Source organism: Niastella koreensis GR20-10, from assembly GCF_000246855.1.
Taxonomy (GTDB): domain Bacteria; phylum Bacteroidota; class Bacteroidia; order Chitinophagales; family Chitinophagaceae; genus Niastella; species Niastella koreensis.
Genome location: NC_016609.1, coordinates 5,321,844 through 5,338,998, shown reverse-complemented (window position 1 = coordinate 5,338,998; position 17,155 = coordinate 5,321,844). Strand labels below are relative to the sequence as shown.

12 protein-coding genes are annotated in these 17,155 nt (G+C 45.9%); all 12 read left to right on the top strand.

What is annotated here, in order from left to right; genetic code table 11:
* Positions 1-9 precede the first annotated feature (9 nt).
* The 12 genes from NIAKO_RS20870 to NIAKO_RS20810 all read left to right on the top strand — a co-directional run bounded on the left by NIAKO_RS20870 (position 10) and on the right by NIAKO_RS20810 (position 17,155).
* Entirely contained in the window at positions 10-597 is a 588-nt protein-coding gene (locus tag NIAKO_RS20870; RefSeq protein WP_014220436.1) for a YceI family protein, read from the top strand.
* A 57-nt stretch (positions 598-654) separates the two neighbouring features.
* Complete coding sequence (locus NIAKO_RS20865) at positions 655-2,004, top strand: hypothetical protein (protein ID WP_014220435.1); 1,350 nt, start codon at positions 655-657, stop codon at positions 2,002-2,004.
* Between the two features lie 102 nt (positions 2,005-2,106).
* Entirely contained in the window at positions 2,107-2,688 is a 582-nt protein-coding gene (locus tag NIAKO_RS20860; protein WP_014220434.1) for a hypothetical protein, read from the top strand.
* 5 nt (positions 2,689-2,693) lie between these two features.
* A complete protein-coding gene (locus NIAKO_RS20855; protein ID WP_014220433.1) occupies positions 2,694-3,989 on the top strand; it encodes an acetyl-CoA hydrolase/transferase family protein in 1,296 nt (431 codons plus the stop codon).
* A 97-nt stretch (positions 3,990-4,086) separates the two neighbouring features.
* Positions 4,087-4,683, top strand: a complete 597-nt coding sequence (locus NIAKO_RS20850) for an RNA polymerase sigma factor (protein WP_081195859.1) — start codon at positions 4,087-4,089, stop codon at positions 4,681-4,683.
* Between the two features lie 100 nt (positions 4,684-4,783).
* Positions 4,784-6,022: a FecR family protein gene (locus NIAKO_RS20845; RefSeq protein ID WP_014220431.1), complete on the top strand. Its 1,239-nt coding sequence runs from the start codon at positions 4,784-4,786 to the stop codon at positions 6,020-6,022.
* 282 nt (positions 6,023-6,304) lie between these two features.
* Positions 6,305-9,868, top strand: a complete 3,564-nt coding sequence (locus NIAKO_RS20840; protein ID WP_014220430.1) for a TonB-dependent receptor — start codon at positions 6,305-6,307, stop codon at positions 9,866-9,868.
* Positions 9,869-9,894: 26 nt separating this feature from the next.
* Positions 9,895-11,952, top strand: coding sequence for a RagB/SusD family nutrient uptake outer membrane protein (locus tag NIAKO_RS20835; protein ID WP_014220429.1), 2,058 nt, complete (start codon positions 9,895-9,897; stop codon positions 11,950-11,952).
* Between the two features lie 237 nt (positions 11,953-12,189).
* Positions 12,190-13,062, top strand: a complete 873-nt coding sequence (locus NIAKO_RS20825; RefSeq protein WP_014220428.1) for a helix-turn-helix domain-containing protein — start codon at positions 12,190-12,192, stop codon at positions 13,060-13,062.
* 92 nt (positions 13,063-13,154) lie between these two features.
* Positions 13,155-14,516, top strand: coding sequence for a TolC family protein (locus NIAKO_RS20820; RefSeq protein WP_014220427.1), 1,362 nt, complete (start codon positions 13,155-13,157; stop codon positions 14,514-14,516).
* 16 nt (positions 14,517-14,532) lie between these two features.
* A complete protein-coding gene (locus tag NIAKO_RS20815; protein ID WP_014220426.1) occupies positions 14,533-15,576 on the top strand; it encodes an HlyD family secretion protein in 1,044 nt (347 codons plus the stop codon).
* 1 nt (position 15,577) lies between these two features.
* Entirely contained in the window at positions 15,578-17,155 is a 1,578-nt protein-coding gene (locus NIAKO_RS20810) for an MFS transporter (protein WP_014220425.1), read from the top strand.

Genomic DNA, 17,155 nt, shown 5'->3' with positions numbered 1-17,155 from the left:
CTTATTACAATGAAAACCTCATCACGCAAGCTGCTTATTTTCACCTTAATAGTTTTCGCTTGTTCCCTCGCTCATGCTCAAACTAAATACCAGTCTGTCGGCGGGGTAAAACTGATTATTGAAGGAACCTCGAATATCCACGACTGGGATATGAAATCCGATAAAGGATATTGCTCCAGCCTGTTTGATATTACCAAAGATGGCGCCCTGAACGGGGTATCGTTCATCAACTTTACGGTGCCTGCCGAAAGCCTGAAGAGCGAACACTCCGGCATGGATAAAAACACTTACAAAGCCCTCAATACCGCCAAATACAGCAACATTAGTTTTACCGCTTCATCAGTAACTGTAAAGCCTGTTGGTACGGTGGGTTATCTCTTAACGGCTAAGGGCCGGCTTACCATTTCGGGTGTTACCAAAGATGTGGTGCTTACCGCCAATGGCACTATGAATGCCGATAAAACCATCAGTTACACCGGCGCTTACAAAATAAAAATGACCGACTATAACGTAGAACCACCTTCTTTGATGCTGGGCGCTATTAAAACCGGTGAATTTGTAAATGTAAAATTCGACCTGCTTTTAAAATCCATCTAAATCTTTGAAACCGGCCATTTAACTATCTTCTCCAAAACAATTTAAAATATACTTTTTATGAGACGCTTTTATTTAAGCAACACAATTATAGTAATGTTGTTATTACTGGTTCTGCCCGCTGTAATTTTTGCGCAGGACGAAAAATTCTCCTATGGCCGCCCTGCTTACTGGCGCCCATACGATAAATCAGGCATCAATGTATTTGAAACCAGTAAAGACAATCTTATTCCTTACGATGGTATGCGGATAAGACTTGGCGCTGGATTCACCCAACAGTATCAGAACCTGAAACACGAAAACCCGGGCGCTTCCAATTATGAAGGCTCCAACAAGCTGTATCCGCTGGCCCCTGGCTTTATGACCGCCATGGCTAACCTGAACATAGATGTTCAACTGGCTGAAGGCATCCGGTTAAATGTAACAACTTATCTCTCTACCCGTCACCACAACGAAGCCTGGGTAAAAGGCGGGTACATTCAGTTTGATAAACTGCCGTTCAATGGAAAATTCTGGGACAACCTGATGAAAGTAACAACTATTAAAGTAGGTCACATGGAAGTGAACTATGGCGATGCGCACTTCCGCCGTTCCGATGGAGGCCAAACCCTGTACAATCCGTTTATGGAAAGTTACATCATGGATGGTTATGCAACAGAAATAGGCGGTGAAGTATATGTACAGAAAAATGGGCTGTTTGGCATGTTGGGCGTTACCAATGGGATGATCAAAGGTAATGTTGACTCGGCCATTAAATCGCCTGTTGATGATAACGTAAAACGCAATCCTTCCATCATTGTGAAAGGTGGTATTGATAAAAAAATAGGCGATGTAGTGCGGGTACGGTTATCAGGTAGCCTGTATCACAACAGTAATTCTTCCGCCAGTGGTTTAACCCTGTATGGTGGCGACCGCGCCGGCAGTAATTACCAGAACGTAATGGAAAATGTACCTGCAGGTGCTGCGCTGCCCGCTTCAACTTCCATTGCCTTTTCGGGCAGGTTGAACCCCGGGTTCACTAAAAAAGTAGATGCCTACATGATAAACGGGTTTTTGAAAGTACAGGGGCTTGAATTGTTTGGTACCTATGAAAATGCACAGGGGCGCTCCAAAAACGAAACTGCAGTACGGTTGATGCAGCAGTATGCAGGTGATGTAGTGTATCGTTTCTGCCACCAGGAAAACCTGTTTGTAGGGGTTAGATACAATTATCTTACAGGCCGGTTGGCTGGTATGGCAAACGACATCAACATCGACCGGTTTGCAGCAGCTGGCGGCTGGTTTGTTACCAAAAATGTGTTGTTGAAAGGCGAGTATGTGATCCAGAAATACAATAAGTTTCCTGTAAGCGATTATCGCAGCTCAGGCAAATTCAATGGATATGTAGTTGAAGCTGTTGTCGGGTTCTAGCTACCTCACAACCACGTCTTAAGGGAGAGCAAAAGCCAGGTATCCGGACCTTCACCTGGCTTTTTTCTTTCAAAACAAAATGGTTAGTCTAAAAACTGGGTTATGAAATTTCTAATAATTCTTCTGCTTGCCTCATTTTGCTGGCCACCCCACACCATGCTGAAAGAAAAGTGGTTGATTGAAAAAGAAAGTAACCTGTATTTTGAGGGCAGAACGAACATCAGCAATTTCCGTTGCGGCATAACCAGTTACCTGCGTCCCGATACCCTTTGTTTTTGCCGGGAAGACGCTTCCAAAGCCATCCTGGGCGTAAAAGGCGGTCTTAGCATTGATGTAAATGGTTTTGAATGCCAGCAATCTTATATGAACAAAGACGTGCTGAAAGCGCTGAAATCAAAAGAATGTCCTTTAATGAAAATATCTTTGCTGAGCATTGGTAATTTCACCAGCAATGTTCCCCATGTAAAAGGTAAAGTGGCAATCAGCCTGGCAGGTGTAACCCGGATCCTTGATGTAGATTATACCGTACAACCTATTGATGACAGCAACCTGCGCCTGTATGGCAAACAGCAGGTATTATTCTCTGATTTTGAATTAACACCCCCACGCAAAATGGCCGGCCTGGTAAAAGTTGAACAGCAGATAGATGTGAACTTCATGCTGGCATTGCGTTTATTAAAATAATGTATATGAGTTACAGAACAGGATTAACAGCCAACGAGGCTGTACAATTGATCCAAAGCGGCAACCGGGTATTTATTCATGGCAGTGCGGCCACCCCGGTTACATTGATAAAAGCCTTACAACAGCGTTATGCAGAACTGGAAGATGTGGAACTGGTAAGCATAACCAGTATGGGCGATGTTGATTTTAACCAGCCGCATTTCAATGGACATTTCTTTTTTAATTCCCTGTTTGTATCTGCCAATACCCGGGATGTTTGTAACAGTGAGAACGGTGATTATGTGCCGGTGTTCTTAAGCCAGATCCCACAATTGTTCAAAGAAAATATTTTGCCTATAGATGTGGCGCTTATCACAGTATCGCCGCCCGACCTGCATGGCTTTTGTTCATTGGGAACCTCTGTTGATATAGCCCGGGCTGCAGTGGATACTGCCCGCATTGTAATTGCCCAGGTTAATCCCCGCATGCCCCGTACACATGGCGATGGCTTTTTGCATATGAACAACATACATGCAATGGTTTGGGATGAAAGCGAATTGCCGGAGATCAACTATTCTGAAAAAGTCAACACTGCCGTACAACAAATAGGAAGGAACGTGGCGGCGCTGGTAGAAGATGGCGCCACTTTACAATTAGGTATTGGCGCTATTCCCGACCAGGTATTGCAAAACCTTACCGGGCATAAAGACCTCGGTATTCACACCGAAATGATGAGTGATGGCGTGATCCCGCTCATTCAAAGCGGGGTTATTAATAATAGTAAAAAGGCATTGAATGTTGGCCGCACGGTAACCGGTTTTATGGCCGGCACCCGTAAGCTGTACGATTTTGTGCACGACAACCCATCGGTGCGCGTAATGAATATTGCCTATGTGAACGATACCAGTATTATTCGTCAGAACCCAAAAGCAACTGCCATCAACAGCGCCATTGAACTGGACCTTACCGGCCAGGTATGCGCCGATAGCATTGGCACGTACGAGTTCTCGGGTATTGGCGGACAAATGGATTTTATGCGCGGCGCTTCGTTGTCGCCCGGTGGCAAACCCATCATTGCGCTTCCTTCCGTTACCACAAAAGGCGAGTCGCGCATAGTACCTTTTTTAAAACAGGGCGCAGGTGTGGTTACCACGCGTGGACATATTCACTGGGTGGTTACTGAATTTGGCGCCGTTAACCTGTTTGGTAAAAATTTAAAACAACGCGGTAAGGCGCTGATCGAAATAGCGCATCCCAACCACCGCGAAAGCCTGGAACGCGCCTTTTATGAAAGGTTCCATTATTCGGCACAGCAGGTATAAATCCACCGCTTGCCGCTACCAGGAGGGGATATTCCCGGCACCGCTTTTCCCGTTTGCTAAAATTAAAGTAAGTTTACAGCGGCCATAGGGATATAAAGTGTTGGATAGTAAGCATATAAATATCGAAAAGGAATTGTTCTCACGCGTGGCGCAGGGCGATGAAGAAGCGTTTAATACGCTGTTTCACCGCTATGTGCCCCGCCTGCATACGATTGTGATGAAAGTAACGAAGTCGGAAGGGGTGGCAAAAGACATCATCCAGGAGGTATTCCTTTATTTATGGATGGACCGTGAATCACTTGCCGAAGTAGATGTTCCCCAGAACTGGATCTTTAAAATGGCCTATAACCGCTCCTACAGCTGGCTGGCCCGCCAGGTATCCCGCAATCAGAAGTACAACGAATTTAAACAGCAGAATCCAGGTGAGGGTGACGATAACCTGGAGCATACCGTTTCCCTGCACGAAACGGCCCGGCTTATTCAGGAAGCAACTGCGCAATTACCTGAACAGGCCCGGAAAATTTTTCAACTCAGCCGCGAAACGGGTTTAAAGGCTGCAGAGGTAGCAGACCAACTGGATATTTCTGTACAAACCGTTCGTAACTCACTCGTTAGATCGGTAAAGTTCATCAAAGAGTATCTAACCCAGCATGGCGTTTTACTGCCTGCATTACTCATTCTGATAAATTTTTAAGTTTTTTTTTAAATCAATAGGTATGTTTTCATTTCCCATTGTACATATATATGTGGCAGGGAATGTAGCGTACTATTTCTTCCCTATTCAATAAATGTTAATGGAACAATTCCTAAAAGACGAACTGCTGGTACTGCTGGAAAAAGCCAGGGCTGGCAATGCCACCGGGGACGATTATTCCCGGATAGCAGCGATCATCAATACCGACCAAACGGGAGAGCTGATTGCCGAGGCCGATAATTTTCTCGCGCAGGAAAGTGATGTTCCCTCCAAACATATTGAGCCTTATAACTACGACTACTGGCAACGAGCCTTCCTTGAAATAAAACAAACCTGGCAGCAACAAAATGCACAACCGGCAAAAGTACACCACCTGTTTATAAAGCGATATTGGTGGGTTGCCGCCGCTTCCATTCTGTTGATCGCATCTGCAGGTACTTACTTTCTTACCAAAACAACTGCGCCGCAACCTGTAGCAGCCGCTCCTTATAAAATTTTACCTGGTAAAGATGGCGCCATTTTAACCCTGGCCGATGGATCGCAGGTATTATTAGACAGCATACAGAATGGGGTAGTAGCTCAGCAAGCCGGTACAACCGCCAAAATTGTCAACGGTACATTAATATATGAAGGCATTGGGTCAGCAGTTGAATACAATGTGATGTCAACACCCAAGGCGCGCAAATTTCATTTGATCCTGCCCGATGGAACAAATGCCTGGCTGAACAGTGCGAGTTCCATTAAATATCCTACCGTTTTTACCGGCAATGAACGCAAGGTTACCATAACCGGTGAAGTGTATTTTGAAGTGGCCCATAATGAAAAGATGCCTTTCCGCCTGAATGTAAATAACCAGGCGCAGATAGAAGTACTGGGAACGCATTTCAATGTAAAGGCGTATGACGATGAGCCTTCTATGAAGGTTACGTTGTTGGAAGGAAGCGTAAGAATTGGCAGACGGCAGACGGCAAATGGCAGACAGGAATCAGTAATTCTGAAACCGGGGGAGCAATTATCAATTCCCCAATCTCCCGATAGCTATCGGGGCCATTTATCCCAAACATCCCAGGCATCCCATCCCATCCCGGTTCAGACAGATGGGGTTATGGCCTGGAAAAATGGGGTGTTCGACTTTAACGATATCGGCTTCCAGGATGCAATGGCACAATTGGAACGTTGGTACGACATAGAAGTGGTGTATGAAAATGGTATTCCCACCAATGTTGAATTGAACGGGAAAATGACCAAAGACATCACATTGAATGATTTAGTAGGGATACTGGAAAAGATCGGCGTGAAGTGCCGCCTGGAAGGAAGAAAATTGCTGATCCAGTCGTAGTTCAGTTTGTAAGAAAAAATACCTTATCGAACAGCGTAATTTATAACGCATTGGTCTTTAAAATGTAAACGTTTACTTTTCCGGCTACGGAAAGGTTACCATATAGAAAGAATATTACTGCCAAATTAAACGATTGCTAATGCACCATTCACATAAAACATAACAGCAGGTGGGTTAAGAAAACTAAACCGGAAGTGTCGTTACCACTTCCGGAAGGATGTTTAATTGCCCAAAACGAAAGTCTCAAATCTCCATTTTTTAACAACCAAACGTTTGCAACTTATGCAAAAAAAATCAATTGGTTCCGGATTTCCTATGCCCTGGCATTACCTGGCTAATCGATTGCCTGATTGTGGGGGTGGGTTCAACGGAACCATCACCAAAAGATTGCTTCGCGCGATGAAATTGACTATTTTCTTTATTGCCGCTGCTATTTTCTCAGTTCATGCTGAGGGAACCGCTCAAAACATCACACTCACCGGTAAGGACCTGCCGCTGAAGCAGGTTTTTGCTGCTATTGAAAAGCAAACCGGGTATGTTATATTCAACAACAAGCGTGACCTGGATGAAACAAAAACAGTTACCATAGCTGCCAACAATCTTCCATTGAAAGAGGCGCTGGACATCATCCTGAAAGATCAACCGCTTGAATATTCCATCAAGGGAAAAACCATCGTACTGTCACGCAAGGCGCCTGTTATAAATCTGAATCTGGATGTGCCTGAAGCGCGGGGACCTATTACCGGTACTGTGCTGGATGCAAAAGGAAATCCCCTCGATAATGTGTCTGTAGTAATTAAGGGTAAGAGCAACGTAGGCACTACTACCAATTCAACCGGTGAGTTCCGGATAGATGCTGAACAGGGGGATGTGCTCGTGTTCTCTATTGTAGGTTACCAGCAACAGGAAGTTATTGTGGGAAAAAATCCTGTGATCAGTATTGCTATGAACCCCATAGATGCAAAACTGGAAGAAGTAGTGGTGATTGGTTATGGTACCCAAAAACGCAGAGACCTTACCGGTGCTATTGCAACCGTAAAACCCGAAGAGATCACTGCCCGCCCTGGCCCCAACCCCATGGAATCACTGCAGGGCAGAGTAGCTGGTCTGGACATTACAAAAGCTTCGGGCCAGCCCGGCGCTCCTTTAAATATTCAACTGCGTGGTACCAGGTCATTCAGTGCAAGTGGTACGCCTTTATTTATCATCAATGGTTTGCCCGGTGATTACTCCACCCTGAACCCTTACGATATTGAATCCATTGAAGTGTTGAAAGATGCGTCTTCCACTGCGGTGTATGGTTCTGCAGGTGCAAACGGGGTAATTATTATTACCACCAAAAGCGGTAAGGCAGGAAAGCTGGCCATCGATTTCAATACGTATTATGGTAACAATGGCTGGTCTGTTACGCCAAAAATGCGTACCGGTGAAGATTATCTGCAAACAAAACGCGATGCCTACAGCTATGTATGGGATGCCGCCAACAGCCAGTGGACAACCACCGGCGCGCTTTGGCAATCGCCTGCAGATGATGAAAAGATCTTCGGTACTGCACGCTATCAGCTTTATCAGCAAGGCCAGTTTGCCGACTGGGCAAAACTGTTCCTGCAAAAAAGTGCGCACACCCAAAACTACAGCCTTGGTGTTTCGGGCGGTACCGAAAAAACAAAAGGCTATCTCTCTTTCAATTATACCAATGAAAAAGGGCAGTATGTGGGTGACGATTACAAGCTTTTTTCAACTACCATGCGTATAGATCATAAGGTGAAAAGCTTTGTATCTGTGGGCGCCAACCTCACTGCTTCGTATGTAGACAGGAACAAAGCGCAGGACAAACTGGAGAATGCGCTGGTGACCGATCCGTTGGTGAGACCTTATAATGACGATGGTACGCTGAATACCAATTTGGGCAACAACGTATATAACCTGTTGCTGAACCAGCAATATGGCGTATATGGTAATGTGGACAATAACCTGAAGTTGTATTTAAATCCATATATCGAAATAAGACCGTTAAAAGGGTTGAGCTTTTTATCCCGCCTGAGCACCTATCTTACTTTCAATAATACCTACCGGTTCGATGGTATTGGCTCTGTAGCGTATACGTATAATAACGGCCAGATAGCGAAAGCCCAGGTTGACCAGAACCGCTCGTATGGTTACCAATGGGAAAACATCGTAACCTATAATTTCAAAGTGGCGCACGATCACGCCTTTACCGTAACAGGCGTAACTACCTGGTATCACAACCAGAACACCAGTACCACTATGTACCAAAGTAATATCGTGTCGAACAACTTTAAATGGTATAAGTTTACCGGCGATGCAAATACCACTGCCACTTCAGTTTACGACATGACGAAAACCCTTGGTTTTATCGGACGTTTTAATTATTCATACTTAGGAAAATACCTGTTCTCTGCCAGTATCCGCCGCGATGGGTCTTCTGTATTATACAAAGACAACCAGTGGGATAACTTTCCGTCGCTTTCTGCCGGCTGGCGCATTTCCGACGAATCGTTTATGGAAGGAACAAAAAGCTGGTTGAACAGCCTGAAAGTCCGGGCAGGCTGGGGTGTAGCCGGTACAGCTAAAATTCCTCCTTATAGCTCAGTGGCCAACCTGGAATCGCTTAACATGTCGTTGGGTGGACAAACCGTGCCCACTTATCGCAATGGCCCATTCCTTACCAACCCTAACTTAAGCTGGGAAAAATCGTACAACACGAACCTGGGTGTGGATGCCTCTTTCCTCAATAACCGGATAGACATGTCGCTGGATGTTTATAACACAAAGACCAAAGGAGTTATCTATGGCGTTACAACCCCCATTATTTACGGGCAGTACACCGCAAGCGCGCAATATAAAACCAATCTCAATATTTGCGAAACACAGAACAGAGGTATAGAACTGGCATTGAACACGCGTAATATTGTTACCAAGAATTTTAACTGGACTTCAGCCGTTGCTTTTTCTTACAACAAGGAGAAGATCCTGGCTTTAACAGGCGGTGTGGCCAATAATATTACAAATACCGATAACCCCCAGTATGCGTTTACTATTGGTCAGCCAGTAAACTCATTCCGTAATTACAAGCTGGATGGGGTTTGGCAGATCGGTCAGGAAAAAGATGCCGCTGCCTTCGGCAAACGACCCGGCGACCTGCATGTAGATGTACCGGGTATAACGCGTTTGGCAGAAGGGGTGTATTCAAAAGCGGATGCAACCGGTAATATCAATTATTATTACACGGATCTGGCCGCTGCGCAGAAATTCAATTCTTCGCTCACCGCTGCCAAAAACACCTATTCAGTAAGCGCCAACGATTACCAGACCGTAGGACATAACAATCCGAACTGGACAATGGGTTTCCAAAACGGGTTCAGCTACAAGAACTGGGAGTTGAGCGTGTACACTTATTTCAGATGGGGACAAACCATCAGCTACAATATGATGGGTTGGTACCAGCCAAACGGCTTTGCTACCAATGCAAGCCCTTCCAGAACAATTCCTAAATATTTCAACTACTGGACGCCAACAAACCCATCTAACGACTTTCCTGTAATGAATTACCAGGAAGGCTCAGGAACCTTAACCGGGTTCAGCGGTTTGAACTATGTGGATGGCTCTTTCTTTAAATTAAAAAATATCACGCTTGGATACAACATGCCCAGGAACCTGATTAAGAAGCTGTCGCTCGAAAAATTCCGTGTATATGGAACTGTTACCAATCTTTTGATTATTACAAAGAGCCCGCTGTTGAAGCAGTATGATCCTGAAATGAATGGTTCACTGGAGTATCCGTTAACAAAACAAATTGTGGTGGGATTGAACATGACATTCTAATTGATGAACGATTTAAAAAGCGTAATATGAAAATAGAGAACATAAAAGGACTTATATATAAATCACTGTTCGGTTTAACCATTGCTGCATCCGTTACCGCCTGTAAACTGAATGAGTACAATCCCATCTCTTTGTCAGAAACGGATGTGCTCTCAAAATTCGACGGTTGGAAGGCGTATGAAAATAACTGTTACACCGGTCTCTGGGGAACGCTTATCAGTATGCCCTATGGGCTTTGTTCCGAGGTAGGTACCGATCTGTGGACATCCCCGTCCGGCAGCACCACCTATAAAGAGGTAATAAGTTACCAGGACCTGACGGTAAGTTTCAACCTGGTAAACAACGTTTGGACCTATGCGTGGGGTTCTATCAAGGATTGCAATAAGGTCATTCGGCTGGCGCCCGATTTAAAAGATGGCAAGGCTCAGGATATTGCCACCCTGGTAGGTGAAGCCAAATTGCTGCGGGCTTATTATTATTCAGTACTGGTGAATCAGTTTGGCGAAATACCGTTGATAACAAGAGATAGTTCCGTACTAAATCTGAACCCTACCCGCAACAGCGTACCCGAGATCTATACCCAGATCATTGCCGATCTGCGGGATGCATTTAACAGTCTGCAGGTAACGCCATTGGACAATAACCCGCAACGGGTAACCAAAAAGGCCGCATTGGGATTGCTTGCCCGGGTATATGCACAGGGCGCAGGCGAGGGATTGAGTGAAGGCGGCAAATCATATTGGGTACGGGCAAAAGAGTGCGCCGATAGCCTCATCAACAATATGAGTACTTACGGTGCGGCCATGTATCCCGATTTTGCCAATGTATTCGCATCTGCCAACAACAGGAACAACGCGGAAGTATTATTTACTGCGTATGGACTGGACCCATACAGTTCTTCCTACGATGTTTCTACCGCCAATTCAAAACCCAACCTGTACCTGCATTATTATCCCAAGTTTGATGATGCATTTGGTACTTCCGATGTTTTCAAAAGAAGCGTAAACTCCAATACGTCCAATTCTTACTATGGCCGGTTGAACCAGGCGTTTGTGGCGCCTACCAAATACCTGATCAATTGCTTCAATGCAACCTATGATAAACGCTGGGAAAATACTTTTCAAACAGCATTCTGTAACTATTCAGGCGTTCAGGCCATTACCAGCCAGGGAAGCGGTGTTCCAACACCTGCGAACGTAACCTACAGTGCCGCCACTGTTACGTTGAATGCCACCATGTGTAGTAAGTATGGGATCAATCCGGCTTTTTCGGGGAAGAAGATCTATCCTTATGCGGATGATGATGCCAGAAACGCTTCCAAAAATGCCACCTGGCAGTACATTCCAAAGATCTGGTCCTTTGGCGATCATTCAGGGAACATAGCTAATCTTACCACTATACCCAATGCCAATGTGCATCCTTATCCGTTAGACCCCACTGAAGACCGCTTCTTTGCCTATTTAAGCAAAGACCCGCTCAGTGCCGCGGATAAAGCCACCCGTGCCTATGTTACCGTAAATATCGACGACCTGTTCGATCCTTCAGATCCATCGGGCAGTACGTACAAAGCCAATGCGGCTGGTAATGGACTTACCCCAAGCAGTTTGGCTACCCTGTTCCCTGCCATGCAGAAGTTCAATCACAATTTCGATGGCGGCTGGTTAGGCGGTAACTTCCAGCAAAAACTGGGTAATATCATGATCATGCGGATGGCCGAAGTGTACCTGATCGCTGCAGAAGCTACCATGCATACCAGTGGCGACGGGGCAGCAGCTGCCGGTTACCTGAATGTATTGCGTAAACGCGCCTGCCGCAACCCGGCCGACTTCAACGTAGGTACCGGCATGCAGTTATCAACCGCCACCCTGAATGATGTGTTTGATGAATTCGCCCGGGAATTGTGCGGCGAGTTTACCCGTTGGGCACTGTTGAAACGTGAAAAAGCATTTGAAACCCGCTTGCAGGCTTACAACAGAAAAGCAGCTGCCAATTTCAATGCTTCAAAACATTATGTTCGTCCGATCCCATTCACTTTCCTGAACCAGATCAATAACGCGACTGACTTCGGAACGAATGGCTATTAATTTAAAGTTTCATTGATTAGCAGACATACAGCTCCGATAAGCCGGTAGGCGGATGTCGGAATCTCAAAGAAAGGATCGTCCCGGTTCACCGGCAGACGGTCCTTTTTTTTAGCCGCCGAAGCCTTGGCGAAGGAGGCTTGCCGCCGTCCGCTTGCCCCTGAATCCGCCAACCGGCGGGGGAGGTGCAGGTTTTGGCGAAGGAGGCTTATCTTTACGGCTTCATGAAACCCTGACCACATGGGCGCGATAAAGACCTTTACACTTTCCACACATAGCCAGCTCTTTTCAGTGCCTGATACCAATAAGGAATATCTCTTTGTGGAAGCTGGTAAACATCCTTACTATGCAGAGCCTTACCGTGCCGAGAGTTATGCCATCGTATTTATAAAAGAAGGCGGGGTAAGGCTGAATGTCGGGCTCTCTGCAATGGATGTGGATGCGCCGGCCATGATTACCCTTGGCCCTTCAGTTATCCGTTTTTTTACCAAACGTACCGACCTGCTGAAGATGGATGTTATTTTTTTCAAGGATACCTTTTTGCTGGAGCATCATGTGGACCCATTATTCCTTACGAAGTTTGACTTTTTTGAAAACAATGAACGTCCCACCTTACTGCTCAAAGAACCATTCCTCACCAAATACAGCAAAATATTTGACCTGTTTCAACTAACACAAACCACTTCAGATTTTCACCAGCCACAGATCATCCGGGCCTACATTTTTGCTTTGATCTATGAAATCGATGGCTATTACCGCCAGCATGCCAGTGCCGAACCTGCTGTGCAAAATGCACATCCTTTGTTCACAAAATTCAGGCAGTTGCTCAGGCGGCATTACATGCAGGAGCACAAACTCGATTTTTATGCCGGCCAGTTGCATCTTACGCCCAAGTCATTGTCGGCAGCTATTAAAAAGTACACGGGAAAACCGGCGGGTAAATGGATCGATGACGCCGTAATACTGGAAGCAAAGGTTTTACTGCAGAACAAAGCGCTTACCGTATCGCAGGTTAGTGAAATGCTGAATTTCTCCGACCAGTCTGTTTTTGGAAAATTCTTCCGGGCAAATGCCGGTATGACGCCCGTAGAATACCGCAAAAAGTTTATTTGAGGTTATAAGCCATTTCGACGAACACTGAGGCTATCCGGTCTACAAATGTTTTACCATTAATTGGAACTTTGTGTCTCGGAAATCTTTGAATTATGTGTTCTACAAAAAACATCGGCAGCAAGTGCCGGTCGTCGATTACAGCTTTCAGGCTGATCGTATTAATATTTATGACGGCTATCGCCCAGGCGCAACCTGTTGATGGCAATACCTACAAACTCACGCTTGCCGAAGCGGTACAGTTTGCAAAAACTCAGAACAAACTGGTACAGGCGGCGTGTATGGAAGAAAGCGCTGCAGAAGAAGATCGAAAAGACGCGTACAACGCAGCACTGCCCGCCATTACCGCAAACGGTTCTTACCAACGCTTTACAGACCTTACTTTATTTACACATGGGCTCAGTCATTCAACTACAGGGCCCCGGAAACCAACACCCAATGGCGCCACCCTGGGAGTTGACGCCTTATTTAATATTTATAGTGGCGGCAAACAGCGGGCGTTGCAAAGCGAACAACGGTCCAAATTACAACTGGCCAGGCTGAATGCCATGGACCAGTCTGGCAATGTAGCGTTACAAACGGCGCATCAGTACCTGGAGCTGTTGCGATTGAACGATCTGCAAAAGCTCATCCTTGACCAGCTTAACCGGGCGCAAACGCGGTTGAATAATATCAACACCCTGTATAAAAACCAGAAGGTTACCAAAAGCGATGTGCTGCGGGCTGAAGTGTTGCTGTCCAATGTGCAATTGTCGTTACAGGAAAATGAGAACGACCTTACCATCACCAATCAGAAACTGGATGTTTTATTGAATGTCCCTGATACCGTACAAATATCACCGGTAGATTCGGCTGCTATGCCAAAGCCTGCTGTCAGCGCCCTGCTGCCATTTGTTGAAGCGGCAGGTGTTACGAATTACAGTGTGCAAAAGGCTACAGAAAGCATTGAACTGCAAAAGGCCCGGTTGAAAGGAATAGAAAGCAGTAATAAACCAAGCATAGGTTTTTATACGGCGTATGGGTTGAATTATCCCAATTATTTATTCTTTCCGCCGGTTAACCAGGCGTATGCCATTGGCTTCGTGGGGTTGAAAGCACAGTACAGTATTTCCTCGCTCTACCATAACAAAAGCAAACTGGCCGCGGGCAAACTTCGGGTAAAGGAACTGGAAGTGCAGCAGCAGGCCTACAATGATAATGTGCGAACGGAAGCCCATTCCTGGTATATAAAATATGCGGAGGCGCTTACCAGGATAGAGGTTAATGAGCGCTCGGTTGAACAGGCGCAGGTAAACTACCGGATCGTAAATACAAAATATTTAAACCAGTTGTCGTTGTTGACCGATCTGCTGGATGCGGATAATTTGTACCAGGAATCGAGGTTTAATTTAATTAAAGCGCAAACCAACGCCCTGAACATTTACTACAGCATCCTTTACATCAGCGGAAATTTATAAGCGAAAATTAAAAGCAATGGAAAACGTAAAACGAAAAATACATCCGGGCAATATTGTACTTACAATAATTGCCGGAGTAATAATACTGGCGGGAGCCGTATGGCTTATCAGGTACTGGCGCTACAGCACGCATTATGAAGAAACAAATGATGCCCAGGTAGAATCCTACATAAACCCGGTGAGTGCAAGAGCAGGAGGCTATATCCAGCGGGTTTGTTTTAACGAACATCAACTGGTGAAACAGGGCGATACGCTGGTAATACTGGACGATAGAGAATATCGGGCCCAGTTACAGGTGGCCGAGGCGGCCATGGAAGATGCTGGTTCGCAACTAACGGTGCTGGCTGCCAGTATTCATGCAGCGGAAACCGGCACCCGGGTAAATGAAGACCAGATAAAAGGTGCGCAGGCAAGATATGTGCAGCAGCAACAGGATATCAACCGCTACACCAACCTGGTGAAAGAAGAAGCTGCAACAGGCGCAGAGCTGGAACAAATAAAGGCCCGGTACGATGTGGCGGAAAGTGATTACAGCGCTGCTCAAAATGGCCTGAAGACCAACCTGGCGCGCATTGCAGAACTGAAAACGCATTTTGCCTTATTGCAATCTGATATAAAGCGAAAACAGGCGGCATTGGAACTGGCGAAGCTGAATTTATCGTATACCGTTATCCGCGCGCCTTATGCCGGCCGGTTGGGACGCAAAAATATCCTGGAAGGCCAGCAGATACAACCAGGCCAACCCCTGGTAAGCATAATCAACGAAGGCGAGAAATGGATCACGGCGAATTATAAAGAAACACAGGTGGATGGGATGTATGTTGGCCAGCCAGTGGAGATCCGGATCGATGCGATAGCCGGACGGGTATTTAATGGCAGGATTTCGGCTATCGCTGGCTCCACCGGCGCGCGTTTTTCGTTGCTGCCACCCGATAACTCCACCGGCAATTTTGTAAAGATCATTCAGCGGGTACCGGTTAAAATTGAGTTTCTGGGCAGGGACGCGGAAAGTGTACTCCCGGGGATGAATGTAATCGTTGCTGTTAAAAAAAGAGCGTAACATGAAACCAGCATATTTTAAACCATGGATAAATAATTGGGACTGGGGCATCCGGATCGCGCTGTTGCTGATCCTGCTTTCTGCGCTCATGCAGTTGGGCTTGTTTGCATTAACGGGCAATTATATCGCTGCTTATCTGGGCGCCCAGCCTGAAGATGTTTCATTTTGTCTGATCTCAACGTATTCGGGCATTATTGCATTTTTGCCTTTACAATTCCGTTTGCTGAGGTACTTCGAGATGCGCGGTTATCTTGTATTGAATATTATCCTGGCCATCCTGTTGAATTGCCTTTGTATCGGTTGCCAGGACCTCACGCTGTTATTTGTGATCAGGTTCCTGCAGGGCATACTGGTAGGAAGCATTAATGTATCGGTGCTGATCATGATCTTTTCACGCGTGCCTGCTCAACGGTCACAGTTGATTGGTTCGGCTATCTTTTATCCGGCCATCCTGGGTAATATAGTGCTGGTGGCATTAATAGCCGCGGTTGTGCTTGACTATTCCGACTGGAAGGGCACTTACTATTGCCTCATTGGCATACAGCTGTTAACGCTTGTTATTGCCTTGCTGATGCTGAGGCGGCATGCGGGCCACAGACGGTTTCCCCTGTACCAGATAGATTGGGCGGGAAGTGTGCTGTTTGCCTGTAGTTTATTGTCGCTGGCTTATACATTCATTTATGGTTCCAAATATTACTGGTTTGCAGATGCCAGGATCTGTTATAGCGGTGGCATTGCCGCCATTGGAATATTGCTGTTCCTGTACAGGCAAAGTATCCTGAAACGGCCATTGATCCACCTGGCTGTTTTCAAGTCGGTGCATTTTGTAGCAGGGCTTTGTTTGTTGGGCATTTATTATGGTGGTAAAGACAGTATCAACCTGGTTTATAATTATGCATTCGGTATTCTTAAATGGAGCCCGGTGCAGGTAATAACGCTGGGGTTGTGCAATATTGCGGGAATGGTTTGTTTTTCGGTGTTGTCTACCCGGTTAATGATCAGGAAAAAACAGGCCATCCAGTATTTCCTTGTTACCGGCTTTGGCGTGTTGGGACTGTTCAATGTATGGATGTGGTTTGTGGTAACACCCGACCTGTCCTTTACAGATCTGATTATTCCTATGTTCATGCAGGGAGCCGCATCAGGGCTGTTATTTGTTCCCATCATCATTTATATCTTAACGTCTGCACCGGGTTTCAGTGGCACCAGCGGTATCGTATTGGCAGCCTGCACCAGGTTTGTTGCAACAATTAATTCTATGGCAGGTTTGTACAACCTGCAATTATACTATAATCAATACTTCAGGGAAGGTTTTTTGGGTAACATCACAAAGGAGAGCCAAAATACGGTGGCGCGTTTGAACACTTATCAATCGTTGTATGTTTCAAAAGGATATACGCCCGAACAGGGATCGGGTATTGCCCTTGGCGCTGTGTGGCAAAACCTGGGGCTGCAAAGCCAGTTGCTAACCAACCGGGCCGTGTTTATGACGTTCGCCATGCTGTTGTTAGTTACTGCTCTCCTGATCCTGTTTGTACCCGCAGCTGCCAAAACCTGGAAGTATTCAATACATAATTAA

What these genes read in the sequence shown, in the direction of transcription:
- NIAKO_RS20815 (WP_014220426.1), top strand. Translation starts at nt 14,533, where the DNA reads ATGGAAAACGTAAAACGAAAAATACATCCGGGCAATATTGTACTTACA.
- NIAKO_RS20820 (WP_014220427.1), top strand. Translation starts at nt 13,155, where the DNA reads ATGTGTTCTACAAAAAACATCGGCAGCAAGTGCCGGTCGTCGATTACA.
- NIAKO_RS20855 (WP_014220433.1), top strand. Translation starts at nt 2,694, where the DNA reads ATGAGTTACAGAACAGGATTAACAGCCAACGAGGCTGTACAATTGATC.
- NIAKO_RS20860 (WP_014220434.1), top strand. Translation starts at nt 2,107, where the DNA reads ATGAAATTTCTAATAATTCTTCTGCTTGCCTCATTTTGCTGGCCACCC.
- NIAKO_RS20840 (WP_014220430.1), top strand. Translation starts at nt 6,305, where the DNA reads ATGCAAAAAAAATCAATTGGTTCCGGATTTCCTATGCCCTGGCATTAC.
- NIAKO_RS20835 (WP_014220429.1), top strand. Translation starts at nt 9,895, where the DNA reads ATGAAAATAGAGAACATAAAAGGACTTATATATAAATCACTGTTCGGT.
- NIAKO_RS20845 (WP_014220431.1), top strand. Translation starts at nt 4,784, where the DNA reads ATGGAACAATTCCTAAAAGACGAACTGCTGGTACTGCTGGAAAAAGCC.
- NIAKO_RS20825 (WP_014220428.1), top strand. Translation starts at nt 12,190, where the DNA reads ATGGGCGCGATAAAGACCTTTACACTTTCCACACATAGCCAGCTCTTT.
- NIAKO_RS20870 (WP_014220436.1), top strand. Translation starts at nt 10, where the DNA reads ATGAAAACCTCATCACGCAAGCTGCTTATTTTCACCTTAATAGTTTTC.
- NIAKO_RS20810 (WP_014220425.1), top strand. Translation starts at nt 15,578, where the DNA reads ATGAAACCAGCATATTTTAAACCATGGATAAATAATTGGGACTGGGGC.
- NIAKO_RS20865 (WP_014220435.1), top strand. Translation starts at nt 655, where the DNA reads ATGAGACGCTTTTATTTAAGCAACACAATTATAGTAATGTTGTTATTA.